This window comes from Flavobacterium sp. (assembly GCF_030146175.1).
Taxonomy (GTDB): Bacteria; Bacteroidota; Bacteroidia; order Flavobacteriales; family Flavobacteriaceae; genus Flavobacterium.
The window spans coordinates 41,601-65,493 of record NZ_JASLCE010000008.1 but is presented as its reverse complement, the minus strand read 5'-3'; the positions used below and the strand labels follow the sequence as shown (position 1 = coordinate 65,493).

Below are 23,893 nucleotides of genomic sequence, written 5' to 3'. Positions count from 1 at the left end.
TTGCGATCACGGTTTCGATGGCCGACAGACGTTGCTCGATTAGAGTACTGACTTTGTTTAATGAAGCCTTATACATATCGTTTTCGGCTTCCAGGCGTTCGGAAATATTGATCAGACCTTCTTTGTATTGTTTGATCGCCAGATTCAAATTGTTTCGGGCTACTTTTTCCTGTTGATCGGCGATTTCCGTTTTCTGATTCAACACGGTATAATTGGCATAATTGTTTTCGAGCAACAATTGTAATTTTTCTTTGGTATCGTCAATCTGATTTTGAACCTGTTCGATATTGATTTTGGCTTCGTGAACCTTGTGTTTGCGTTCGAAACCGCTAAAAATTTCCCATTTTAACGCCGCACCAATAATCCAGTTCTGACTAATGGTGAGTTCATTCAGTCCTAAATTCAACGGTTGACCGAATATCGGAAGAGGTGGTGTAGTGGCATTTGCATCAAATAAACTGGAATAGGTAACGCCTCCAAAAGCACCCAAGGTAGGAAGATAGGTTCCTTTTTCTTTTTTCAAAGCATATTGGTAAGCCGATTTAAACGATTCGAGTGCTTTGATTTCCTGTTTGTTATCGGTTGTTAGATTCTGACTGATCAAATACGGAGCCAGTTCGTATTGTACGTTTTTGATTTCTTCGTTTGAATAACCGGTCAGGTAACTTATTTTTTTAAATACCACCTTGCGTTTTCCTTCCATTTCGATTCTTTTGGACGTAAGTTCCAGTGTCGCCAGTTTTATTTTATCGCGGTCATATGGAATCGCCAGTCCTTGTTCGATGGCTTTGGTTACACGTAAAGTCTCGGCATTTAAGCGTTTTTGGCTGTCGTTGATCAGGCGTTCTACTTCGTCCAGAAGCGCTAGTTGATCAAATGTATTGATAACGTCTTTTACGATACCGTCTTTTTCCGATTCGGTTAAGTAGGCCGTTCCGATGGCTTTTTGTTCGATCGCTTTGGCTCCGTTTGGTATCTGAAGTCCACTAAAGAGTACTGTTTTGGCCATAACACCGCCATGGAAAATATTTCCATAGTTGTCAAATGACGTTTTGCCGTCCAGTAACGGATAATTGAGAACCGTAACCGTGGGCAAATCTATCGTCATCCGATTGTCGAAATACATATACATGGCCGTGGCTTCCACCGTTGGGATGTATTTATTCCGGATGCTCTTTTTTTGCAGATTGAGTTTTTCGATTTCCAGTTCTTTGTTTTTTACCGAACTGCTCTTTGCCAATGCTTTTTGTATCGCATCGTCCAGTGAAGCCGAAACCGCTATCTGCGAATAGCCTTCCGCCAGACAAAAGAGTGAAATCAAAGTGAGTAGTACGTGTTTTTTCATTTTATTTTTTTGTTTCCAGGTTATTGTAAATCCGAATAAAAGTGTCTCTTACCAATTGAATGATTTCCGGATCGATATCGCGCACGGCTGTATTCACAGTTTGATCAACTACTTTCATCGCGCCTTCTTCGAGTGATTTGCCTTGTTCGGTTAGGTAAATAAGGTTCAGGCGACGATCTTTTTTATCCGGACGACGTTCGGCTAAGCCTTCTTTTTCCAAATGATCGATTAAACGGGTGATACTGGGTTTGTCGCGATAGGTTTCGTCGGCCAGTACTTGTTGGGAACAACCGTCTTTTTTCCATAGAACGGCCAAAATAGACCATTGTTCTTTGGTTAAGTTGATGCCGTTGGCTTTAAACTGGTTTAATAAAGCGCGATTAAAGGCCGACGGAATGCGACCCGATAATAAGTTATATAAATTCTCCGTAGTAAAAATGGTTTCCATAACAATAGTTGTTTAAACAACTACAAAAATAAGGACTCCAATGCGGATGACCCTGCTTTTTGTTGAGATTAACAAATTTTTATCAGAAAGAGTTCCTTATAAATGTAAGAATTATTTTTGTAAATAGCTGTATTCCAAGATTAATTTTTGTTTATACTGTTAGCAGATTACAAAAAAAATATCCGTTGACAACAACGGATATTGGTATAGTATAATGATTAAAGGCTTATTTTTTTAAACGCAAACGATAGATATCCGCTTGCAGTTTTTCGGTATCATTGTCTTCGCATAATAAAAAGGAAATTTCTGCTTCAGAATCGGAATACAAGGTTAGTCCTTCAAATTTATGAGTGTCTGTTATCGTTCGGGTAAAATCAATTTTCATTTTTTTGATATCAATTCGTCCGATTACACTTCCCAAAACCGCTCCGTCGTTATAGGTAGAATTGGTATCTTCGGCCGCGGCCAAAAAATAAAGTTTGTCCTGAACCAACGTGGCATCGGTAAAACCGGTACGCACACCTTTGATTTTCGGTAGTTTTAATTCGCTGAAAATAATATTAAAATCATCCACCAGATTTTTACCTTCTATCGTAAAAACAATATTTTTTCCGGTTGTACCATTACCACGGTTAAAAAAGTACCAGCTTTTGCCGTTATAGGCCACACCTTCGATATTAAAATTTTCGGGACTAAGCTCGGCAAAGGTTTGCATGGCGGCATACAGGTCGGAAATATCGACCACCGAAACGACTTCTTTGGTTTTCGCGTTTACTTTGATCATTTTGTTTCGGTTTGCCGTAGACCCGGATCCGAAAAGATATAAGGTGTCGGCATATGAAGTAATCGCGTCAAAATCGGGTTTGATTTTTTTTGCGATGTTTTCAGCCGGATTTTCCAGTAACGGATGGCGTTTGAGCGTAGCCGATTTGGTTTCGTATTCGTATAAATAGGAGCTGTTATCGCTGATTATATTCAAAACGGAATGGTCGAAAATAAGCCCGGAAGCCGATCCGACACCGATGATCTGAAATAATAATTCCAAAGTAAATCGATTCATGATTTTGCGCTTAATTAGTACTATCAAAGTACCGCATTATTTTTGAAAGTTGGGGAAAAAGCCACGGAAAATTCTTCCGAATGCGTCAAAATATTCTTATTTTTATAGAAACATCTAATTCCCCAGGCGTATGAAAACTATTAAGTGCGATGATTTTAGAGTGGACGGTACCATTAAATTATCCGATTGGTCTACTGCTTTAAATATAGATACTTCCGAAAAAAAGAAATCGAAAGCATTGGAAAAAACCAGAGAAAAACTGAGTAAACTTCAGGACAAAATGTATGCGCACAATCGCTATGGCGTACTGATTTGTTTGCAGGGAATGGATACCGCCGGAAAAGATAGTTTGATTCGGGAAGTTTTTAAGGAATTTAATTCCCGTGGAGTAGTGGTACATAGTTTTAAAACGCCCAATTCATCCGAACTGGAACACGATTATTTATGGCGCCATTATATGGCGTTGCCGGAAAAAGGAAAGTTTTCCGTTTTTAACCGTACGCAATATGAAAATGTACTGGTCACTCGTGTACATCCGGAGTATATACTGAATGAAAATTTACCCGGAATTGAATCGGTAGACGATATTCCGGCCGATTTCTGGCAAAAGCGCTACGAACAGATTAATAATTTTGAAAAGCATATCGCCCAAAATGGCACCATTGTTTTAAAGTTTTTTCTGCATTTGAGTAAGGAAGAGCAGCGTCAGCGTTTGTTACGACGTCTGGACAAAGAGGAGCACAACTGGAAGTTTTCACCCGGAGATTTAAAAGAGCGTGCGCATTGGGACGAATACCAGCAGTATTATGAAGAAGCTATTAATAATACATCCAAAAAACATGCGCCCTGGTATGTGGTTCCAGCTGATAATAAAGAGACGTGTCGTTATATCGTAGCGAAGACTATTTTGGACGAACTGGAAAAATATACGGACATTAAAGAACCGGAATTGGATCCGGAAATTAAAAAGCATATCGCATCTTATCGCGATGCCTTGCAAAAGGAATAAGTACAAAAAAAAACGCCCGGAGGCGTTTTTTTATTTTACAGCTTCAAATTTCGCCAGTGGCGCCATTCGGGCTTTATTCAGATATAACGTTTTACCGTTATGGTTGTAATTATCCACGGTGTTTAGAACCTTTAAAAAGGCAGTTTCGGTATCCATATCCGGACAAGCCATTAGAGTACCCATCAATTGTGAAAGTTCGATACGGCTGCCTTCTTTAAGGGTATAGGTACCGCCAAAACCATTACAACCACTAAAACCTGAAATGCGATGGTCTTTGGTGTCCAGTTGCAGGTAAACATCCTTACCCATTTGGGTTTGTGAAACCGGTTTTCCATTTAATTCGACCAATTTCCATTTGGTTCCTTCCAATGAAGCGGTTGCGGTTGTTTTTTTAGCAGTGTTACATCCTATGGAAACGAAAGCCAGGGTTAGTAATGATAAAGTTACTTTTTTCATATTCATTTAATTTTCTGGGGCATTCATTTCTTTGTTTAATACATATTTCTTTGCAAGTGCCCCGGTTATTTTTTTTCCTTCCATATCCAGCATGGTTAACTGATTGGCACCTACCAAAAACTGATTTGGGCCGTCTTTGATATTGTCCAGTTTGACCGTACTGCCATCATCACTCCAGCTGAAGGATCCTGTTACCTGGAGGATGTCGTTCCCTTTGCCCTGATATTTGGTCGTCATCACATAGGTTTTATCCCGATTAAGGGTAAGGGTGGTTTCGATACCGTCACAGTCGGCACAAGGGGTTACACCTTTATAAGTTCCGTCCCAATCCAATACATTTTCACTACTTTTTGCCAATGACGTGCTGCTTTTTTCAGTGTTTGCTCCGTCACTATCGGCTTTGTTTTCTTTTTTACATGAAGTCATCGCAAAAGCGATACAAGCTACAGCTAGAATTACTTTTTTCATAAGAAGTGATTTATAAGTTGTTGATTATCCAGAGAATTCACTTATAAAGATAGTGATATTTTCCTAACATTTTTGGAATTAATGCTAAAAAAATATCACCATTTTCCTATTATAATTTAAAGCCGTAGGCCAGGCGGAGCGACACCTGTCCGGTATTAAAATGGTTGTAATCTTCATAGCGCAGACTAATGTCGATGTTTTTGGTTGCAATACCAATTCCGGGCGCCCAAAGGAAAGAAGTTCCCATACCGTCTTTGACACCAATACCGGCACCGACTTCACCCAAAACATAAATCTGGTTTCCTAAAAAGGATTTAAAGCCCAGTTTGGCCGGAATAAAACCACCGTCTGCTTCCTTGCTGAACAAATGGGTATACCCTGTTGTGGCGGCCAATGACGTTTTTTGCGTTAAATCGTATTGCAATCGCGCATCTGCTCCTAAACTGAAGTCGTACGAACTGTTTATCGGAATCCCTCCGTTTAGTCCGAACCCTACACGCCATCCTTTTTCATATCCCTGTGTCTGAGCCTGGGAATCTGTCGAGAAGAATAGTGCTGAAGCTATCGCAGTCAGTCCTAAAAGCTTTTTAACATTTTTCATATTTAATACGTTTTATGTTTAACAATATGGATTTTAACAACAATCAGGCCATTTTGTTATTTTTTAAAGCCTAATTTTATGTTAATTTAATATAAAATATTGTATTAAATCAGTGTAAAATATTGATTTTAAGTTGTTTGATAGTGTTTTTGAATGGGGCTTAAAATTACCATTTTTAATGATACTATGGCGTCGCAAGTTCTTACCTTTGCCGAAAAATGGAGTAAAATGAGATTGTCGGTATACACAAAAGAGTTTGGTTATAACCTGCGATTGGCCTACCCGATTATTTTGGGAATGCTGGGGCATACCCTGGTGGCTATCGTGGATAATATCATGGTGGGAAAGCTCGGGCCAACCGAATTGGCGGCCGTTTCTTTGGGGAATAGTTTTGTATTTATTGCCATGTCGCTGGGCGTAGGGTTTTCTACGGCCATAACGCCATTAATCGCGGAAGCCGACGGTGAAAAAAGCCTCGAAAAGGGGAGAAGTGTTTTCCATCACGGACTGGTATTGTGTACGATATTGGGAATTTCATTGTTTACGCTAATCTATTTTTCAAAACCGATCATCCGTTTTATGGGACAACCGGAAGAAGTGGTGGAAATGGCGCGACCGTTTCTGGATATTGTCGCTTTTTCGTTGATTCCGCTTATTATTTTCCAGGGCTATAAACAGTTTGCCGATGGGAAATCGGAAACCAAATATGCCATGTGGGCTACGGTGATTTGTAATGTAGTTCACCTGATCATTAATTATTTCCTGATCTACGGAATCTGGATTTTCCCCAAAATGGGAATTGTCGGAGCGGCTATTGGTACCGTATCGTCCCGTTTTGTAATGCTCATTTATATGCATTATGCCCTAAAAACAAAAGAAAAGTTCAAACCGTATTTTGAAGGATTCAGTTTAGCATCGATCCAAAAATCGATGAGTAAAAAAATTATTGCGTTGGGATTGCCGTCTTCGATGCAGATGTTTTTCGAAGTAGCTTTGTTTACCGGTGCCGTATGGCTTTCCGGCCGATTGGGAACAACCAGTCAGGCGGCCAATCAGATCGCGTTGAGTATGGCTTCGTTTACCTTTATGTTTGCCTCGGGCTTAAGTGTAGCCGGAATGGTGCGCGTTGGAAATTACAAAGGAATGCAGGATTATAAAAAATTGCAGGTAGTGGCACGTTCCATTTTCCTGTTGGCGATTATCATTGAAACAATTTTTGCCTTATTGTTTGTAGGCTTACACCAGATATTACCGGCCCTTTTTGTCAATGCGAATAGTGCTGCCCATATAGCCGATACCGCCGAAGTGATCCATATTGCTTCCCGATTGTTGATTGTAGCGGCAGTTTTCCAGATTTCGGATGGTGTACAGGTAGCGGTTTTAGGAGCTTTACGTGGCATTCAGGATGTGAAAATCCCGATGTATATTACTTTTGTCGCGTATTGGGTAATCGGATTTCCAATTTCGATTTATCTGGGCTTGTATACAAAATTAGGAGGCGAAGGAATCTGGATCGGATTATTAGCCGGATTAACCACTGCAGCAATATTTTTGTATATTCGCTTTAGCCGTCTGACGCGAAAATTGCTTCTGGATGATGCGAAAGCAGTTACCAAAATTATAAATTAAGAGAATTAAATAAGAACCATATGGAATTACCAAAATTTGTACTGGCCGATAACACCGATTTTCCGGATGATATTTTTATTATCCACCTGGAATACCCTCGTTTTTTGATCAACCTTAAAGATGACTCGATTGAGTTTTTGGAAGAACTGGACGATGAGGATGAGGAAGATATGGAAGCCGAAATGGAAAAATTAATCCAGCTTGCCGGTGAGTTTTACGACCGTGAGATGGAGCGTTACGAAGAGTAAGCCTATTTAAAATAGTTGTCAAGTAATAACTGAGCGGCTGCAAACGGTGATATTTCATTGTTTTGCACCGCTTTTTTGTTTTCTTCCAGTAAGATCTGAATGTCGGGATGGTTATAGAAGTGTTGTTTTAATTGCTCATTAATCGTTTCCAATAACCAGTATTGGTTTTGTTCTTTTCGTTTCTGATGAAAATAACCGTTTTCACGGGTGAGTTTAAAATAGTCTTCAATCGTATTCCAAACGTCCGGAATACCTTCCTGAGTTAAAGCACTACAGGTGGTTACTTTTGGTGACCATCCGGAGTTTTTCATCGGAAATAAATGCAATGCCCGATTGTATTCGGTTTTCGCCAGTCGGGCGCGTTTGATGTTGTCTCCGTCCGCTTTGTTGATCACAATCGCATCGGCCATTTCCATAATCCCGCGTTTGATACCTTGTAGTTCGTCTCCGGCTCCGGCCAGATTTAGTAACAGGAAGAAATCGACCATACTGTGTACCGCTGTTTCACTCTGACCTACGCCAACGGTTTCGATTAGGATGGTATCAAATCCGCAGGCTTCGCAAAGAATGATCGTTTCCCGGGTTTTGCGCGCTACACCGCCAAGGCTTTCTCCGGATGCCGACGGTCGGATATAGGCATTTACGTCTTTTACCAATTCTTCCATTCGGGTTTTATCGCCCAGAATACTACCGTGGGAAATCGAACTACTGGGATCAACAGCCAATACAGCTACTTTTTTACCCAATCCGGTCAGGTATTTTCCAAAAGCTTCTATAAAGGTACTTTTTCCAACACCCGGTACACCGGTGATTCCAACACGTACCGATTTATTGGCATGTGGCAAACAGGCTTTGATGACTTCATTGGCTTTTTCCAGATGCGTGGTACTCGTACTTTCGATCAGTGTAATGGCACGACTCAAGGCAATTTTATCCCCGCTCAAAATCCCGGCGATCAGTTGTTCCGATGTCGGTTGTTGCCGGCGGTATTGCCGGATCTGGGCTACTGAAGCCGAACTGACAATTTCCGGTTGTTCAATACCGTCTTTTTCATGTAGAGCCGTAGGATGCGATTTCTTGTGTGCCACTGGAATAATTTTGAACTGTAAAATTAAAGAAAAAGTGCACAATCTTCAAGTTGAATTGAATATTGTGCACCCTGGGTTATATTAGATGGAAAATTAGTAAGCGGCTGTAAAGCGTACCTGATGGTGTTTTGGATTTTCGGTTTCATCGGCAATAACTACGGCCAAATCCTGAACCGATAAGATACTACGCTGATTGTCATCAAATACGGGATTGTCCAGACCTAAACGATAGTTACCGGTTCTTCCGGTGGTAATACCCGGATGCATTTCGAATGCCGGACTAAAAAAGGCCCAATCCAATTCTTTTTCGTCTTTTAAAAAGTTCAGGTAATCGCGTGCGGCAGAAGCTCCGGCATGGTATTCTTTTGGGAAATCCGGTGTGTCTACAGCTTGTAAACCAGGAGCCACAAATAAACTTCCGGCTCCGCCAATCACAATATAGCGTTTTACACCCGATTGTTTTACGGCTTCTTGGATGGCTTTTGAACCGTTGATAAAATCATCGTAAATATTCGGATTGGTCCATCCGGAATTATAAGCGCTGATCACTACGTCATGACCGGCTAATACGTTGGCAAGTTCCGAAACATTAAAAATGTCGGCTTTTACCCAGTTTACGTTGGTATGGGTTGTGGTTTTCGGATTTCGGGCAATGGCGGTAATCTGATGGCTGCGGTTGCTGATTTCGTCTAAAAGGGTAGAACCTACAAATCCTGTGGCTCCGATAATGGCTATTTTCATATTTTTATATATAATAAAATTTGTTACAGTTTTGGGTAAAAAAATATCAGAACCGCTCACTGAATTCTTCAAGCGAGATGGACTTCAATTTGTTGACAATCGCGATGTTGATGTCGTCATATAAAGCAGTCAGATTACTGTTGATTTGTTTGCCAACCGGACATTCCGGATTCGGATCGTTTTTCGAAAAACCAAAGCTCATCTTTTCGAAAGTCATGTTAAACACTTCTTCCATTGAGATTGTTGCTGCCGATTTGATCAGTTTCGTTCCGCCATTTTTTCCCTCTTTGCTTTCTACCAAATGGTGTTTTTTAAGGTTGGCAATTTCTTTGCGAACCAACACCGGATGAATGTTCAGGCTGCCGGCGATATAGTCCGAAGCCATGTATTCGTCTGGGAATTTTGCTAAGAGCGTTAGTATATGTGTGGTGATGGCAAACTTACCGGTAATCATAACTGTAATAAAATGTATTACAAATGTATGTCGCTTTGTTGAAATAAAAAATATTTTGGCTTTTTTTTAAGAAAAATTATTGCCGCGGATTGTCGAAATTTGCACCTTGATACTGCGAATATAATGACGTTTAAACAAAAATACACCCTTCTTTTTATCCTCGCAGGTTTATCGGCTCTGGCTCCTTTCAGCATCGATATGTACCTGCCTGCATTTCCGGCCATAGCCAAAGGACTGCATACGGATATCGCACAGGTTACCCTGTCGCTTACCAGTTATTTTATAGGAATTAGCATCGGTCAGCTTTTTTACGGACCGATTATTGATAAATTCGGACGAAAGAAACCCTTATTGTTTGGGTTGTTATTGTTTATCGCAGCTTCGATCGGTTGTGCGCTTTCACCTTCTATTTATTGGTTGATCACCATGCGGGTTGTGTTGGCATTAGGCGGATGCGTCGGTATGGTCGTTAGCCGGGCTGTAGTACGCGATTTGTTTCCGGTTTCGGAAATTGCCAAAATCTTTTCCATCCTGATGCTAATCGTAGGTGTGGCTCCGATTCTGGCACCGTCAATCGGTGGTTGGGTGGTGTCGGTTTCCGACTGGCGGTCTATTTTTTATGTGCTGGCGATAATCGGATTATTGCTGACCCTGGCGGTGTATTTTTATCTGCCGGAAAGTATAAAAGAAAGGACTACGGAACCGCTTAATTTTAACAACAGTATTCGCGACTATAAAGCCGTATTTTTTGAAAAGACCTTCTTATTCTACGCTTTTGCCGGTAGTGCGGCCATGGCGGGAATGTTTGCCTATATCAGCGGATCGCCGTTTGCATTTATGAAGTATTTCGGATTAACGGAGGCACAATATGGCTGGGTTTTCGGAATTAATGCGATGGGCTTTATCGCCGGAAGTCAGCTAAACCGTTTGCTGTTAAAACGATTTACTTCGTTGCAAATTGTTACCCTGTCCGGAGGAACCTTATTGATCGTAGCTTTGTCGTTGATCACATTATTACAACTGCAATTGTTTACCCCTGTAATCCTGATTCTGCACTTGTTTACCTTCCTGTTTTGCCTCGGAATATTGGTACCGAACAGTACGGCGATGGCCTTGGCACCGTTTTCGGAAAATGCAGGGAGTGCTTCGGCATTGATCGGATTTTTGCAGATGGTATGCGGAGCGATTTTGTCGGCGGTTGTAAGTGCTTTACACGACGAAACCTTGTTTCCAATGGTGGGCGGAATGGCTGCCGCGGGTATAGTGGCTTTTGTTATTATTCTGCGTTTGAATATCAATACTAAAAAAGGAAAAATTAACCCGGAACCTATACCGGTGCCGGTTGCGACTAAAAAGTTATAGCTTACCATGAAAACCAATGAAATTGCTTTAGAAGCAAACCAGTCACAGGAACTGGTACAAAAAACGGCGTATTCGATCCTGTTTTCGATCAGTTTTGCGCATTTATTAAATGATTTATTGCAGGCGGTTATCCCGGCTGCTTATCCTATATTAAAAGATAATTTTCAGTTGTCGTTTACGCAGATCGGATTGATCACTTTTTCGTATCAGATGGCGGCTTCTATCTTACAACCGTTTGTCGGCTTTTATACCGACAAACATCCGAAACCCTTTTCGCAATTATACGGAATGTTGTTTACGTCTGTCGGGATTATTGCCCTTTCGTATGCAACCAGTTTTTATATGATATTGCTGGCTGTGATTTTAGTCGGAATCGGATCGTCTATCTTTCATCCGGAATCGTCCCGGGTTTCGTATTTGGCATCCGGCGGTAAGCGAGGATTGGCGCAATCCATTTTTCAAATCGGTGGAAATGCCGGAACAGCTATCGGGCCTTTATTAGTAGCATTATTTGTAGTGCCAAACTCACAACAGTATATTTTGTGGTTCCTGATTTTTGCAATCGTGGCAATGGCAGTGCTGAGTAAGATTGCTTTCTGGTACCGTGATCATTTGAGCTTGCGAAAATCAAAAAAGACAGAACCGGAAATTCTGCACAACCTTTCGAAAGGAAAAGTAAATCTATCGATCGCGATTCTGCTGTTGCTGATCTTTTCAAAGTTTTTCTATACGGCGAGTATGTCGAGTTATTTTACATTTTACCTGATGGACAAATTCCATGTATCGGTTCAGGATGCGCAGTTTCACTTGTTTTTGTTCCTGATGTCGGTGGCGGCCGGAACACTTTTAGGCGGACCGTTAGGGGATAAGTTCGGGCGTAAATATGTGATCTGGTTTTCGGTTTTAGGTGTGGCACCGTTTACGTTGTTGTTGCCTTTTGCCGATTTATTTTGGACCGGTGTATTATCGATGATCATTGGTGTGATACTATCGTCGGCTTTCCCGGCAATCTTAGTATATGCGCAGGAATTATTACCTAAAAAACTCGGAATGGTTTCCGGGTTATTCTATGGTTTTGCCTTCGGAATGGGTGGTTTGGGATCGGCACTGTTGGGCTATCTGGCCGATCATACGAGTATCACGTTTGTGTATCATATTTGTGCTTTTTTACCTTTGATCGGACTTATTGCGTATTTCCTTCCAAATATTAAGAAGAAATAGTAATTTCACTGTAAAATTAGAAAGATGAATCCGGAAATTATAGAGAAGCTTCAGGGAATTGTAGGTGTTTCTTATGTTTTTACCGACGAAGAAACCCGGAATAGTTATGGACATGATGAAACGGAAGATCTGGTATTTCCGCCTCAGGTGGTGGTAAAACCGGCTTCGGCTGCTGAAATTTCGGCTATAGTTATATTGGCGAATGAATATACCATTCCGGTGGTTCCCATTGGTGGACGTACGGGTTTAAGTGGTGGCGCTTTAAGTATCCACGGTGGTATCGCACTTTCGACCGAACGACTGAATCGTATTCTTGAAATTGACGAAAAAAATCTACAGGTAATCACCGAACCGGCTGTTATTACACAGATCTTGCAGGATACGGTACTGGAAAAAGCTTTGTTTTATCCGGTGGATCCGAGTAGTCGCGGCAGTTGTTTTATCGGTGGAAATGTAGCCGAAAATGCCGGTGGCGCCCGAGCGGTAAAATATGGGGTGACCAAAGATTATGTTCTGAATCTGGAAGTGGTGTTGCCAACCGGTGAAATTATCTGGACGGGAGCGAATACACTGAAAAATTCCACGGGATATAACCTGACACAATTGATGGTTGGGAGCGAAGGTACGTTGGGAATCATTACTAAAATTGTATTAAAATTACTACCGAAAAACAATCATAATGTATTGATGCTCGTACCGTTTTTTAAAGCGGGGGAAGCCTGTGAAGCGGTTTCGGCGATTTTCCGGGCGGGAATTGTACCGAGTGCGTTGGAATTTATGGAGCGCGATGCGATTGACTGGACGTTGCGGTTTATCGACGGAATTAATGTTCCGGTAAAAGAGGCAATTCAGGCGCATTTACTAATTGAAGTCGACGGAAATTATCCGGATATTTTGTTTGCCGAAGCCGAAAAAATCATGCAGGTATTGGAATCGTTTGAAATTGATGAAATTCTTTTTGCCGATTCCGACGATCAGAAAAATGCCTTGTGGAAAATGAGAAGGGGCGTAGCCGAAGCGGTAAAAGCGAATTCGGTTTACAAAGAAGAAGATACCGTAGTGCCGCGTTATGAATTACCGCGCCTTTTGGAGGGAATCAAAAGTATCGGAGCAAAATATGGCTTCCAGTCGGTTTGTTATGGTCATGCCGGCGATGGTAATTTACATGTGAATATCATCAAAGGAACGATGACCGACGAAAACTGGAAAACGGAAGTGCCAAAAGGAATCCGTGAAATTTTCGAACTCACGGTTGCTTTAAAAGGAACGCTTTCCGGGGAACATGGCATTGGTTTTGTACAGAAAAACTATATGGATATTGCTTTTAGCGACAAACAGCTTCTGCTGATGAAAGGTATTAAAGCACTATTTGATCCGAACAACATTCTTAATCCGGGGAAAATATTTCCCGATACACTATAAACAAAAAAGCTGTCTTATTTAAGACAGCTTTTTATTTATATGGGTTACACCTGACAGGTTTCAAAAACCTATCAGGTGTGAAAAGATTTGAAACGTTAAACTTCTTTTGGTAATACTTTATTAGCCAGTTTTCCAATACTTAAGCCTTGTACTACGATGGAAAATACCACTACAAAATAGGTAATCGCAAGGATCATTTGTTTGTGTGGGCCTTCTTCAATTGATAGTGCTAAAGCAATTGATACACCACCACGTAAACCACCCCAAACCAGGATTTTGATTGTTCCACGGTTGAATTTTTCTTTAAATGGAATAACCAACGTTGGAATCCAGATGGAAAGAAAACGGGAAAATAGCACCAGTAGTATACAGATTAAACCGATTTGCCAGTAGCCCAAAATATTCGGAATCAATAGTAATTCAAATCCGATAAACAGGAACAGAATGGCGTTCATAATTTCATCGATCAGTTCCCAGAATTTATTTAGGTAATCTTTGGTAATGGGAGACATCGCGGTTTTTTTACCATAGTTTCCAATAATAAGACCGGCAGCCACCATGGTTAACGGACCGGAAATATGCATCGCATGAGCGATTAAATAACCACCCATAACAACGGATAATGTAATTAAAACGGACACTTTATAATCGTCGATTTTACGCATCGCTTTCGATGCGGTTACACCCAATACCATTCCCAATAGGAATCCGCCGAGTGCTTCTTTGATGATTAGCCAAGAAATATGACTAAAGGATAAATCGATGTTGCGACCTTGCGCCAATTGTAGGATTACGGCAAAAACCACTACCGCCACACCGTCGTTAAACAACGATTCACCGGCAACTTTGGTTTCAAGCGATTTGGGTACATTGGCATTTTTCAGGATTCCCAATACGGCAATCGGATCGGTTGGCGAGATAAGCGCTCCAAACAACAAACAGTAAATAAACGGAATCTCGAGTGATAATAAGATCAGGATATTATAAAGCAGCACACCAACAATAAAGGTTGATAAAATAACGCTCAGTGTTGAAAAGACGATAATGGGCCAGCGTTGTTCTTTTAGATCCAACATGTTAATATGGATCGCTCCGGCAAAAAGCAGGAAGTTTAACATAGCGCCCATCAGGACTTCCGTAAAGTCAAATTCGGCGATAAGTTTGGAAAACCGGGTTAGGGTATCCGGGAAAATGTGTCCGAAAACAACCAGAATAATCGAAGTGATCATTGCGATGATCATTACTCCAATAGTCGAGGGAAGCTTTAGGAAACGAAGGTTTAAATAGGCGAAAAATGAGGCTAAAACGAGTAAAATAGAAAAAGAATAGTATAACTCCATACTAATAATTTAAAGGATTAGAAATAATTTTTATATCGGAAAAAAAGATAAGAAAAAAATAGAAAAAAGATGTTAAGCCTATTATAAAAATAAAAATCCCCCTGTAAAACAGAGGGATTTTTAATATTTGTGAGGATTATGTTATTCGTTAACGATAACCCATTCGCCTGATGCTAATAATGCTTCGGCTTTTTTAAACTTCATTGTTTCGGATTTACCGGACATTACGTGTTTGATGGTCACGTTGTCGTTACGGTTAATCTTCGGAGCGTCGCGAACGATTGTTTCCGTTACCGGTTGCTGTTGCGCTTGTTGTTGCATTGCAGCCTGGTGGTTACGCTCGGCAATTTCTTCCGAGTTTAGAACCTCTTCTTTTGAAATGGTGTAGTCTTCCTGTAATACCGGAACTTCTTCCGCTTCGTGGATGTTGTTCGGGTTTTGTGATGGAAGATCCCCTTTAAATAAGAATGAAATTACTTCTTTATTTACGTTATCCAACATGTTTTTAAACAGGTTGAATGCTTCGAATTTATAGATAAGCAATGGATCTTTTTGTTCGTGTACGGCTAACTGAACGGATTGTTTTAACTCGTCCATTTTGCGTAAGTGTTTTTTCCAGGCTTCGTCTACAATTGCTAACGTAATGTTCTTTTCGAAATCAGTCAGTAATGATTTTCCTTCTGTTTCGTAAGCTTTTTGTAAGTCGGTGAAAACATTTAACGATTTGATACCGTCTGTAAACGGAACCACGATACGCTCAAATTGTCCGTTGTTGTTTTCGAATACGTTTTTAATTACCGGGAAAGCTTCTTTAGCACTTCTTTCGGATTTTTCCGTATAGTGTTGTAATACGGCTTTGTATAATTTTCCAACTAGTTCACGATCGGATAAACGAGTGAAATCACTTTCTGAAATTGCACCACTGATAGCGAAATAACGGATCAAATCAAATTCGAAGTTTTTGAAATCTCCGGATGGTTTGTTGTGTTCCACTACCAATTCGCAAACGTCGTACATCATATTGGCTAAATCCACTTTTAGACGTTCTCCGTGTAGCGCGTGTTTTCTACGTTTGTAAACTACTTCACGTTGTGCGTTCATTACGTCGTCATATTCTAACAAACGTTTACGAACACCGAAGTTGTTTTCTTCTACTTTTTTCTGTGCTCTTTCGATCGATTTGGTCATCATCGAGTGTTGAATCACTTCGCCTTCTTTTAGTCCCATACGGTCCATAATTTTGGCAACTCGTTCCGATCCGAACAAACGCATCAGGTTGTCTTCCAACGATACATAGAACTGAGAACTTCCCGGATCTCCCTGACGTCCGGCACGACCTCTTAACTGACGGTCAACACGACGCGAATCGTGACGCTCGGTACCGATGATCGCTAAACCTCCGGCTGCTTTTACTTCGTCTGTTAATTTAATATCGGTACCACGACCAGCCATGTTGGTTGCGATGGTTACCACGCCCGGTTTACCGGCTTCAGCAACGATTTGCGCTTCCTGTTTGTGTAATTTCGCGTTCAATACGTTGTGATTTACACCACGCATTTTCAACATTCGGCTTAATAACTCGGAGATTTCTACCGATGTTGTACCGATCAATACCGGTCTTCCGGATTCGGATAACTGAACAACATCTTCGATTACGGCGTTGAATTTTTCACGTACCGTTCTGTAGATTAAATCTTCTTTATCTTTTCGGGCAATTCCTCTGTTGGTTGGAATTTCCACTACGTCTAATTTATAGATTTCCCATAACTCACCCGCTTCTGTAACTGCAGTACCGGTCATACCCGATAGTTTGCTGTACATTCTGAAGTAGTTCTGTAACGTAATGGTCGCAAACGTTTGTGTAGCCGCTTCAATTTTTACGTTTTCTTTGGCTTCGATCGCCTGGTGTAAACCGTCGGAATAACGACGTCCGTCCATGATACGACCGGTTTGCTCATCAACGATAAGGATTTTGTTATCCATGATAACATATTCCGTATCTTTTTCGAACAAAGTATAGGCTTTTAAAAGCTGCGTTAACGTGTGAATACGCTCGCTTTTTACTCCGAAGTCTTGGAATAGTCTTTCTTTGGCTTCAGCTTCGTCTTCTTTTGAAAGATGTTGTTTTTCGATTGCGGCGATTTCGGTTCCGATATCCGGTAAGATAAAGAACGTATCATCCGTATCTTTTGATAGGAATTTGATACCGTTATCGGTCAATTCCACCTGATTGTTTTTTTCTTCGATTACAAAGTATAAGGCTTCGTCCACTTTTGGCATCTCACGATTGTTGTCGGCCATATAGTGGTTTTCCGTTTTCTGAAGGATTTGTTTTACACCTTCTTCACTCAGGAATTTAATTAAAGCTTTGTTTTTAGGTAGAGCACGGTGTGCGCGTAATAACTGGAATCCACCGTCTTTGGTGTTTCCTTCTTTTAGCAAACGTTTGGCTTCGGTTAGGAATCCGTTTGCCAATTGGCGCTGAAGGCCATATAAGTTTTCTACTTTCGGTTTTAATTCGTTGAATTCGTGACGGTCACCTTGTGGAACCGGACCAGAAATGATCAATGGCGTACGGGCGTCATCCACTAAAACGGAATCCACCTCATCGACAATCGCATAATTGTGTTTGCGTTGTACCAATTCTGCCGGCGAATGTGCCATGTTATCTCTTAGGTAGTCAAAACCGAATTCGTTATTTGTACCGTAGGTAATATCGGCTTCGTATGCTTTTCTACGTCCTTCGGTATTGGGCTGGTGATTGTCGATACAGTCAACTGTTAATCCGTGGAATTCGAATAAAGGCGCTTTCCACGAGCTATCACGCTTGGCAAGGTAGTCGTTCACCGTTACCAGGTGTACACCGTTTCCGGTTAAAGCATTCAGGTAAATTGGTAGGGTTGCTACTAATGTTTTACCTTCACCCGTTTGCATTTCGGCAATTTTACCCTGGTGTAATACCACACCACCAATCAACTGTACGTCGTAGTGGATCATATCCCAGGTAATTTCTTTTCCGGCAGCATTCCAGGAATTGGCCCAAACGGAATTATCGCCTTCAATTACGATATACGGTTTGGAAGCCGATAACTCGCGATCTTTTGGCGTAGCGGTTACCGTGATATGGGTGTTTTCTTTAAAACGACGTGCGGTTTCTTTTACAACAGCAAAGGCTTCCGGTAGAATGTCCAATAAGGCTTTCTCAGTAAGGTCGTAAGCTTCTTTTTCTATAGCATCAATCGAAGCGTATAGATCTTCTCTTTTATCAATATCTTCCGTTTGTTCAACTTCCTGTTTTAAAGCCTCAATTTTCGCGTCTTTTTCAGCGCGGGCTTTTTTGATGATGTCTTTAAAATAGACTGTTTTCTCCCGTAACTCATCATTTGATAATGCCGCTAGTGGCCCTTCAAATGACTTGATTTTATTGATAAGGGGTTGGATTGCTTTTACGTCTTTTTGAGACTTGTCTCCTACAAAAGCTTTTAATATGCTGTTTATGAAACTCATAATTTTTAGTTTTCTAATAAAAGTGTGCAAATTTAAGCAAAAAAAAAGCCTCATAAGGAGACTTTTCATTGCTTTTTATTTTTTAGTATTCATCCTCGTTCCAAAGATAATCTTCGTCGGTTGGATAATCGGGCCAAATCTCTTCCATGGATTCATAAATCTCTCCTTCGTCTTCTATAGATTGCAGGTTCTCTACCACTTCCAATGGCGCACCAGTTCTAATAGCGTAGTCGATAAGTTCGTCTTTTGTGGCTGGCCACGGCGCATCGCTCAAATAGGATGCTAATTCTAATGTCCAATACATCTTGTTATCGATTTATAGTTTTATGCAAAAATAAATTTTCTACTGAAATAGTCAAGTAAAATTTTGTTTATTTTAAAAAAAGTTAAGAACGTGTGTCTGAAATCCGGTCAAATAAGCTGTTTTTGCCGGATTTCCGGAGTTATTCGCTAGTAAGATTTCAAACGACCGATTTACGATTTCCGTGGAATCCACTTTACTTCATCGGCTTGAAGGTCAAATGACAACTTTCGTGCCAAGACAAAAAGGTAGTCAGAAAGTCGGTTCAAATAGGTTAAAACCAATGGATCGACAGGTTCCAGTTCATGTAAATGTGTCGCTAAACGCTCCGCACGACGACAAACACAGCGCGCAATATGACAATATGACACGGTAGTGTGACCTCCGGGCAATACGAAATGTGTCATTGGCGGTAAAGTCGTATCCATCTGATCGATCTCATTTTCGAGATACGCTATGTCTTCCGGCGAAATCCGATTGATATTGAGTCGCTGCTGACCATTTTTTAGGACTTCTTTTTCCGGTGGCGTGGCCAGGATAGCGCCTAATGTAAACAACCGATCCTGTACTTCAATCAATACGTTTTTATATAAGGTATTCATCTCCTGATCGCGGATTAGTCCGATATGAGAGTTTAATTCGTCTACGGTTCCGTAACTTTCAATACGGATATGGTGTTTCGGTACGCGGGTTCCGCCAAAAAGGGCAGTGGTTCCTTTGTCTCCGGTTTTGGTATATACTTTCATGATATTGCAATTTTTTGCTCACGGTTGTGAAGCAGGGTTGGGGTTATTTGTTTCTATTGTCGCTTTCGATAACACCATCGCGTAAACGAATGATACGGTGTGCGTGTTCGGCGATATCTTCTTCGTGCGTTACCAGAATAACGGTATTTCCATTGGCATGGATCTCATTAAAAAGATTCATGATTTCTACGGAAGTCTTACTGTCAAGGTTACCGGTTGGTTCATCGGCAAGAATAATCGAAGGACGGTTAACCAGAGCACGGGCTACGGCTACACGTTGACGTTGTCCACCCGATAGCTGGTTTGGTTTGTGATCCATACGATCGCCCAAACCTACCTGATTGAGTACTTCGGTGGCCCGTTCGATACGTTCACTTTTGGAATAACCGGCATAGACCATAGGAAGGGCAACATTGTCTAATGCGGTCGTACGCGGTAACAGGTTAAACGTCTGGAAAACGAATCCGATTTCTTTGTTTCGGATTTCGGCCAGTTCGTCATCGCCCATTTTACTAACGTCTTTTCCGTTTAGGATATAATCGCCGGCAGTAGGTGTGTCCAGACATCCTAAAATATTCATCAGGGTGGATTTTCCGGAACCGGAAGGTCCCATTAAGGCTACATATTCCCCTTTGTTGATCGTTAAATCGATTCCTTTTAATACGTATACGGTTTCGTTACCCAAAGGGAAGTCTCTCGTAATTTCTTTAATTTCTATGATTGGTTTAGCCATTGCCTTTATATCGATGGTTGATTTTCGTTTTTAAAAATACTAAAAAGGTTTTTTTAATACCCTATAAGTGCACTAAACTTTAGAAATGTTACAGGAAATGATCAAACGCGTATGATGAAATGTTCTTTTTCCTGTTCGCGTCGGAAAAAAACAAATCCCCATTGAAAGGTGTCGATCGTAACGGTTACCTGCGGATGTTCTTTGATTTTTTGCCAGGCTTCTTCCATATCGACCGACCAATGGATGTCGTCGAATATCCAAAGCGTGTCATTGGTTATCGTGGGAAGCAAGGTGTCGAAATACCGTAGCGTGGCTTCTTTTTGATGGTTGCCGTCAAAATAAATCAGATCGTAGGTTGTGTTCCGATTGGTAGTATTATCCAGATACGCCTGAAATTCGGAAACAACCGAATGGATGTTGTGATAACCGAATGTAGTCATGTTTTCGCGGGCGATACGAGCCGTTTCCGGACAACCTTCTATAGTGGTTATGTTGGCTTTGGAGTTTCCTGAAGCCAGCGAAGCGGTGGCCAATCCGAGCGAGGTACCAATCTCTAAAATGTTTTCCGGTTGGAAATAACGGACTAATCGGAACAACAAACGGGCTCTTTTTTTTGAAATCCCGGCATTTTTCGCAATACGGGCAACAGATCGGTTGTTGGATTTAAAAACCCGGGAACCGGCTCCAAAGTCGGTTACCGAAATCGTGGTGTTATTTTGTAAAAGTGCGTTTCTGTAATTTCCTAATGTGGTATATTCCGGCTTACCTTTTTTATCGTAAAAACATTTGGTAACCAGACTAAATACAAAAGGCGAATGTACACCATGTTGGTTTTTGGAATGCCAAAGGAATTTTAGATAGGCGGCTATTTGATGGTACATCGGTTAAAAATTAAACAGCAAAGATACACAGTACGGCTTGTGTATCGATGCTGTTGGTTGTATTCTAAAGATTATTTTATTCGACTTCGGATTTCCTGTAAGCTATCGTCAATTATTAAAACACCGTCGCGGAAGACTTCCTTTAGTTCGCCTTTGGTTTCTTCTTCCCAGGTACAATTGTCTTTTAGTTGGAAATGACCGTCCGGATCTTTGTAAATCTGTATCAGTCCTCTGGCAGATTTTTTGGTACCGTCGTCTGTAATCGGGTCTTTGTAAATGGCGCGTCCGTTACCGTTAACCTCACCATAGGTCGCTTTCATGGCAAAGCCAAAAGTGTCGCGGGTGTTATATTGGTAGGTATAGGATCCGATTCCCAATACGACATTGGTCGAAGCAAATCCCTTTTGTTTTAATTGTTCGCAGATTTCCGTTGCTCTGGCTACGGTAATACTGTCTCCGTAAATGGCACCGATTTGCGGAATTAGTTCTTTATAGCCTTTTGAATTCACCGTTCCGCCGAAAATATCCCAGAGAATTTCGATCACTCCTTTTTGTTCTTCCAATGTTTTCCCATTTTTATTTCCGCAGATAATAGCTACCGGATCACCGGAATCAGGACGAATTACGACTTTGCCTTCGCGGGTGATAATACTGTCTTTTAATCGGGGTAGGTAATCAGTTAGTACTTTCCATAAATCCCAGGTGTCAGATACAATCGATACAATACCTTTTGGATATATTTCTGTGGTTAATCTTTTAAAAGTTTCAAATTCACCTTCATTGGTTCCCATGCACATTACACTGTGTTCGGTTGCAGCAACAGAACCTCCAATAAGTTCGGAATCGGAATTGGCATTGTAGTATTGTTCCAGGAATTCTATTGCTGGGATGGTATCGGTTCCGGTAAAGCTTAATAAATGACCGGCACCGGAAAGGGTAGCGGCCTCTATTCCGGCCATTCCGCGCATCGAAAAATCATGTGCCTGCCAGTCGACAAATTCCGGAAGGGATGATGTTTCGGCAGCATAACGATCTAAAACTTTCCGGTACTGACGTGCTATTGTGGCCGATGTACACGGCACCCAGATTACAGCTGATAACAGGGTTTCGAAATAATTGGTAAGCCAGAAAAACTCCGGTAAGGTATTGTACATGGTAAACATCGGAATTCGGATCGGTACGGAACTGCCTTCCGGAAGGGCTTTAAATACCATTGGAATATAACCCAGATCGTGTAAATCTTCAATATGTTTGGTGCCTACCTGATTTTCACCCAGATAATTATTGATTCTTCGGGCATATTTTTGTACCACTTCCGTTTTTGGCTGCTGAAAAAAGTCCTTTTCAAAACTTTCAATAATATATTTTTTTATAAAGTACTGTAAACCAAAAAATACAACTTCATTAACACCTTCGATTCTGCTTTTTCTGGGTGTCCAGTTGGAATATACCAGGCTTGTCTGATCCGGATACTGGCGTCTGTGGTCTACTTTATAGCCGTCGGTTAATAGTAATGGGTTCATAATGTGAGTGTATTATATTGTGAATGGTTTTGTTTTATTTATTTCTGCCTTTTTCATTTGGATAAAGATCGATTAGTTTATCGCTTTGCCAATATTCTTTTGTTGCGATATCCATTACCGATAGTCTTCCGGTAAATGCGGCACCGGTATCGATATTCCATACATTGCAACCTTGCATTGGAGTTGTTACATCGTATACCAAAGTTGGAGTATGACCTATAAAAATCTCATGGAATAGTAACAATCGCTTAGGATATATTTTTATGTTATCAACAACTCTGTAGTTCATGGTTAAAGCCATTTCCCATAAAGTTCGATCCCAGTTGTAATTGGAAGTATGAAATTCTTTTTCCGGTCCATGCATGGAGGTAAAGCCAGCATGTATAAACAAACGATTTTTACTGTCAACATAATAATTGTGCATGTTGTCAAAAAATACAAGATGCTCATTTCTTGTGGTTTCATCTACTTTTTCATAACTATCAAAAGTAGATTGACCTCCGTGTTGAAGCCAGGTTTTGTTTACTGTCCCGGTTTTAAGCCATTCTTCACACCAAAAATCATGATTCCCTTTTATAAAAATGCAGTTGTATTGTTGTGAAAATTGTATAAGATAACTAACAGTTGCAGCCGAATCACTCCAGCCGTCAACAAGATCTCCTAAAAAGATAAAAGTATCGTTTTGAGTCGGTGCTGTTTTGGCTAAAACTTGTTCAAGGCCTTTTAAACCTCCGTGTATGTCACCTATAACGAGTGTTCGTGTTGTCATTTTGAAATATATTTCGGGTCAACAAAATCCGTAAGCCACACACCGTTTTCAGATTGGTAGAATGCGATACCTTCATTGTGCATTTGTCCGGATAGTATTGTAAGAATAACCGGTTTGCCATGTCGGGAACCGACTTTATGTGCCGTTTCCTGATTCTGACTAAGATGTACATGCTGCCGATTCATTTTTTTTATACCTTCTGTACGGATAGCTCTTTCAAATTTTTCGGCTGTTCCGTGGAAAAGAAATTCAGGAGGAATTTGTGTTTCCAACGCTAGTTCTATGTCTAATGAATGTCCCTGACTGGCTCTTATTTTTGATTGATCAGTATTAAAAGCAAATCTTTTTTTATCATTTGTTGCGACAATTTCTTCCAATTCTTCATTTGTGAAAATGTAATTTTTAGCCGCCGATTTTTCGATAAGTTCCTCCACGTTTGCCCAACCGTTTTCATCCAGTTGTAATCCGATTTTTTCGGGTTGGTGGCGTAATAATAAGCTTAAAAATTTGCTTATTCTTTTTTTATGTTCTTCTGTCATGA

The 23,893-nt window shown here is 40.8% G+C and carries 24 protein-coding genes; 6 read left to right on the top strand and 18 right to left on the bottom strand.

Going from position 1 to position 23,893, the window contains the following annotated elements:
• The 3 genes from Q1R07_RS00885 to Q1R07_RS00875 form a co-directional block, all read right to left on the bottom strand.
• A partial coding sequence (locus Q1R07_RS00885) for a TolC family protein (RefSeq protein ID WP_300485024.1) occupies positions 1-1,345 on the bottom strand: 1,345 nt, incomplete at its 3' end.
• A 1-nt stretch (position 1,346) separates the two neighbouring features.
• Positions 1,347-1,793, bottom strand: coding sequence for a MarR family transcriptional regulator (locus Q1R07_RS00880; protein WP_300485022.1), 447 nt, complete (start codon positions 1,791-1,793; stop codon positions 1,347-1,349).
• Positions 1,794-2,019: 226 nt separating this feature from the next.
• The gene (locus tag Q1R07_RS00875; protein WP_300485020.1) at positions 2,020-2,853 is read right to left on the bottom strand and encodes a hypothetical protein; all 834 of its coding nucleotides are present in this window, start codon (positions 2,851-2,853) and stop codon (positions 2,020-2,022) included.
• A gap of 130 nt (positions 2,854-2,983) precedes the next feature.
• Here Q1R07_RS00875 and Q1R07_RS00870 point away from each other — a divergent pair, with 130 nt between their 5' ends.
• Positions 2,984-3,862: a PPK2 family polyphosphate kinase gene (locus tag Q1R07_RS00870; RefSeq protein WP_300485017.1), complete on the top strand. Its 879-nt coding sequence runs from the start codon at positions 2,984-2,986 to the stop codon at positions 3,860-3,862.
• A 30-nt stretch (positions 3,863-3,892) separates the two neighbouring features.
• Here Q1R07_RS00870 and Q1R07_RS00865 read toward each other — a convergent pair whose 3' ends face one another.
• The 3 genes from Q1R07_RS00865 to Q1R07_RS00855 all read right to left on the bottom strand — a co-directional run bounded on the left by Q1R07_RS00865 (position 3,893) and on the right by Q1R07_RS00855 (position 5,387).
• Positions 3,893-4,318: an META domain-containing protein gene (locus Q1R07_RS00865; RefSeq protein WP_300485015.1), complete on the bottom strand. Its 426-nt coding sequence runs from the start codon at positions 4,316-4,318 to the stop codon at positions 3,893-3,895.
• Between the two features lie 6 nt (positions 4,319-4,324).
• The gene (locus Q1R07_RS00860) at positions 4,325-4,786 is read right to left on the bottom strand and encodes a copper resistance protein NlpE (protein ID WP_300485012.1); all 462 of its coding nucleotides are present in this window, start codon (positions 4,784-4,786) and stop codon (positions 4,325-4,327) included.
• A 109-nt stretch (positions 4,787-4,895) separates the two neighbouring features.
• Entirely contained in the window at positions 4,896-5,387 is a 492-nt protein-coding gene (locus tag Q1R07_RS00855; RefSeq protein ID WP_300485010.1) for a hypothetical protein, read from the bottom strand.
• A 228-nt stretch (positions 5,388-5,615) separates the two neighbouring features.
• On the opposite strand from Q1R07_RS00855, the gene Q1R07_RS00850 reads away from it, so the two are divergent.
• Both Q1R07_RS00850 and Q1R07_RS00845 read left to right on the top strand, forming a co-directional pair.
• Positions 5,616-7,016: an MATE family efflux transporter gene (locus Q1R07_RS00850; RefSeq protein ID WP_300485025.1), complete on the top strand. Its 1,401-nt coding sequence runs from the start codon at positions 5,616-5,618 to the stop codon at positions 7,014-7,016.
• A gap of 20 nt (positions 7,017-7,036) precedes the next feature.
• Entirely contained in the window at positions 7,037-7,264 is a 228-nt protein-coding gene (locus Q1R07_RS00845) for a hypothetical protein (RefSeq protein WP_136403318.1), read from the top strand.
• Positions 7,265-7,266: 2 nt separating this feature from the next.
• Here Q1R07_RS00845 and meaB read toward each other — a convergent pair whose 3' ends face one another.
• The 3 genes from meaB to Q1R07_RS00830 all read right to left on the bottom strand — a co-directional run bounded on the left by meaB (position 7,267) and on the right by Q1R07_RS00830 (position 9,547).
• Positions 7,267-8,352, bottom strand: a complete 1,086-nt coding sequence (meaB, locus tag Q1R07_RS00840) for a methylmalonyl Co-A mutase-associated GTPase MeaB (protein WP_300485008.1) — start codon at positions 8,350-8,352, stop codon at positions 7,267-7,269.
• 93 nt (positions 8,353-8,445) lie between these two features.
• Complete coding sequence (locus Q1R07_RS00835) at positions 8,446-9,093, bottom strand: NAD(P)-dependent oxidoreductase (RefSeq protein ID WP_300485006.1); 648 nt, start codon at positions 9,091-9,093, stop codon at positions 8,446-8,448.
• Positions 9,094-9,139: 46 nt separating this feature from the next.
• Positions 9,140-9,547, bottom strand: a complete 408-nt coding sequence (locus Q1R07_RS00830) for an Rrf2 family transcriptional regulator (protein ID WP_300485004.1) — start codon at positions 9,545-9,547, stop codon at positions 9,140-9,142.
• 123 nt (positions 9,548-9,670) lie between these two features.
• On the opposite strand from Q1R07_RS00830, the gene Q1R07_RS00825 reads away from it, so the two are divergent.
• The 3 genes from Q1R07_RS00825 to Q1R07_RS00815 are packed head-to-tail and all read left to right on the top strand — an operon-like array spanning position 9,671 to position 13,552.
• Complete coding sequence (locus tag Q1R07_RS00825; RefSeq protein ID WP_300485002.1) at positions 9,671-10,909, top strand: multidrug effflux MFS transporter; 1,239 nt, start codon at positions 9,671-9,673, stop codon at positions 10,907-10,909.
• A 6-nt stretch (positions 10,910-10,915) separates the two neighbouring features.
• On the top strand, positions 10,916-12,130 hold the full coding sequence (locus Q1R07_RS00820; RefSeq protein ID WP_300485000.1) for an MFS transporter: 1,215 nt from the start codon (positions 10,916-10,918) through the stop codon (positions 12,128-12,130).
• Positions 12,131-12,154: 24 nt separating this feature from the next.
• Entirely contained in the window at positions 12,155-13,552 is a 1,398-nt protein-coding gene (locus tag Q1R07_RS00815; protein ID WP_300484998.1) for an FAD-linked oxidase C-terminal domain-containing protein, read from the top strand.
• 95 nt (positions 13,553-13,647) lie between these two features.
• Here the strand turns inward: Q1R07_RS00815 and Q1R07_RS00810 are convergent, their stop codons facing one another.
• From Q1R07_RS00810 to Q1R07_RS00770, 9 genes are all read right to left on the bottom strand, one after another.
• The gene (locus Q1R07_RS00810) at positions 13,648-14,892 is read right to left on the bottom strand and encodes a sodium:proton antiporter (protein ID WP_300484996.1); all 1,245 of its coding nucleotides are present in this window, start codon (positions 14,890-14,892) and stop codon (positions 13,648-13,650) included.
• 141 nt (positions 14,893-15,033) lie between these two features.
• A complete protein-coding gene (gene secA, locus Q1R07_RS00805) occupies positions 15,034-18,399 on the bottom strand; it encodes a preprotein translocase subunit SecA (RefSeq protein WP_300484994.1) in 3,366 nt (1,121 codons plus the stop codon).
• An 82-nt stretch (positions 18,400-18,481) separates the two neighbouring features.
• A complete protein-coding gene (locus Q1R07_RS00800) occupies positions 18,482-18,703 on the bottom strand; it encodes a DUF2795 domain-containing protein (RefSeq protein ID WP_002986941.1) in 222 nt (73 codons plus the stop codon).
• Between the two features lie 170 nt (positions 18,704-18,873).
• Complete coding sequence (locus Q1R07_RS00795) at positions 18,874-19,446, bottom strand: cob(I)yrinic acid a,c-diamide adenosyltransferase (RefSeq protein WP_300484991.1); 573 nt, start codon at positions 19,444-19,446, stop codon at positions 18,874-18,876.
• A 43-nt stretch (positions 19,447-19,489) separates the two neighbouring features.
• The gene (locus Q1R07_RS00790; protein WP_300484989.1) at positions 19,490-20,179 is read right to left on the bottom strand and encodes an ABC transporter ATP-binding protein; all 690 of its coding nucleotides are present in this window, start codon (positions 20,177-20,179) and stop codon (positions 19,490-19,492) included.
• Between the two features lie 101 nt (positions 20,180-20,280).
• On the bottom strand, positions 20,281-21,060 hold the full coding sequence (locus tag Q1R07_RS00785; protein WP_300484986.1) for a class I SAM-dependent methyltransferase: 780 nt from the start codon (positions 21,058-21,060) through the stop codon (positions 20,281-20,283).
• A 71-nt stretch (positions 21,061-21,131) separates the two neighbouring features.
• Entirely contained in the window at positions 21,132-22,583 is a 1,452-nt protein-coding gene (locus tag Q1R07_RS00780; RefSeq protein ID WP_300484984.1) for a nicotinate phosphoribosyltransferase, read from the bottom strand.
• Between the two features lie 34 nt (positions 22,584-22,617).
• Positions 22,618-23,352, bottom strand: a complete 735-nt coding sequence (locus Q1R07_RS00775; RefSeq protein ID WP_300484982.1) for a metallophosphoesterase — start codon at positions 23,350-23,352, stop codon at positions 22,618-22,620.
• Positions 23,349-23,891, bottom strand: coding sequence for an RNA 2'-phosphotransferase (locus Q1R07_RS00770; protein WP_300484981.1), 543 nt, complete (start codon positions 23,889-23,891; stop codon positions 23,349-23,351). Before Q1R07_RS00770 ends, Q1R07_RS00775 begins: the two co-directional genes overlap by 4 nt.
• Positions 23,892-23,893 lie beyond the last annotated feature (2 nt).

Excerpts from the sequence above, each read along its gene's own strand:
- Q1R07_RS00820 (WP_300485000.1), top strand. The coding sequence starts at position 10,916 with ATGAAAACCAATGAAATTGCTTTAGAAGCAAACCAGTCACAGGAACTG.
- Q1R07_RS00800 (WP_002986941.1), bottom strand. The coding sequence starts at position 18,703 with ATGTATTGGACATTAGAATTAGCATCCTATTTGAGCGATGCGCCGTGG.
- secA (WP_300484994.1), bottom strand. The coding sequence starts at position 18,399 with ATGAGTTTCATAAACAGCATATTAAAAGCTTTTGTAGGAGACAAGTCT.
- Q1R07_RS00785 (WP_300484986.1), bottom strand. The coding sequence starts at position 21,060 with ATGTACCATCAAATAGCCGCCTATCTAAAATTCCTTTGGCATTCCAAA.
- Q1R07_RS00830 (WP_300485004.1), bottom strand. The coding sequence starts at position 9,547 with ATGATTACCGGTAAGTTTGCCATCACCACACATATACTAACGCTCTTA.
- Q1R07_RS00775 (WP_300484982.1), bottom strand. The coding sequence starts at position 23,352 with ATGACAACACGAACACTCGTTATAGGTGACATACACGGAGGTTTAAAA.
- Q1R07_RS00860 (WP_300485012.1), bottom strand. The coding sequence starts at position 4,786 with ATGAAAAAAGTAATTCTAGCTGTAGCTTGTATCGCTTTTGCGATGACT.
- Q1R07_RS00825 (WP_300485002.1), top strand. The coding sequence starts at position 9,671 with ATGACGTTTAAACAAAAATACACCCTTCTTTTTATCCTCGCAGGTTTA.
- Q1R07_RS00850 (WP_300485025.1), top strand. The coding sequence starts at position 5,616 with ATGAGATTGTCGGTATACACAAAAGAGTTTGGTTATAACCTGCGATTG.
- Q1R07_RS00875 (WP_300485020.1), bottom strand. The coding sequence starts at position 2,853 with ATGAATCGATTTACTTTGGAATTATTATTTCAGATCATCGGTGTCGGA.
- Q1R07_RS00770 (WP_300484981.1), bottom strand. The coding sequence starts at position 23,891 with ATGACAGAAGAACATAAAAAAAGAATAAGCAAATTTTTAAGCTTATTA.
- Q1R07_RS00815 (WP_300484998.1), top strand. The coding sequence starts at position 12,155 with ATGAATCCGGAAATTATAGAGAAGCTTCAGGGAATTGTAGGTGTTTCT.
- Q1R07_RS00865 (WP_300485015.1), bottom strand. The coding sequence starts at position 4,318 with ATGAAAAAAGTAACTTTATCATTACTAACCCTGGCTTTCGTTTCCATA.
- Q1R07_RS00795 (WP_300484991.1), bottom strand. The coding sequence starts at position 19,446 with ATGAAAGTATATACCAAAACCGGAGACAAAGGAACCACTGCCCTTTTT.
- Q1R07_RS00835 (WP_300485006.1), bottom strand. The coding sequence starts at position 9,093 with ATGAAAATAGCCATTATCGGAGCCACAGGATTTGTAGGTTCTACCCTT.
- Q1R07_RS00790 (WP_300484989.1), bottom strand. The coding sequence starts at position 20,179 with ATGGCTAAACCAATCATAGAAATTAAAGAAATTACGAGAGACTTCCCT.
- Q1R07_RS00845 (WP_136403318.1), top strand. The coding sequence starts at position 7,037 with ATGGAATTACCAAAATTTGTACTGGCCGATAACACCGATTTTCCGGAT.
- Q1R07_RS00855 (WP_300485010.1), bottom strand. The coding sequence starts at position 5,387 with ATGAAAAATGTTAAAAAGCTTTTAGGACTGACTGCGATAGCTTCAGCA.
- Q1R07_RS00780 (WP_300484984.1), bottom strand. The coding sequence starts at position 22,583 with ATGAACCCATTACTATTAACCGACGGCTATAAAGTAGACCACAGACGC.
- Q1R07_RS00880 (WP_300485022.1), bottom strand. The coding sequence starts at position 1,793 with ATGGAAACCATTTTTACTACGGAGAATTTATATAACTTATTATCGGGT.
- Q1R07_RS00870 (WP_300485017.1), top strand. The coding sequence starts at position 2,984 with ATGAAAACTATTAAGTGCGATGATTTTAGAGTGGACGGTACCATTAAA.
- Q1R07_RS00810 (WP_300484996.1), bottom strand. The coding sequence starts at position 14,892 with ATGGAGTTATACTATTCTTTTTCTATTTTACTCGTTTTAGCCTCATTT.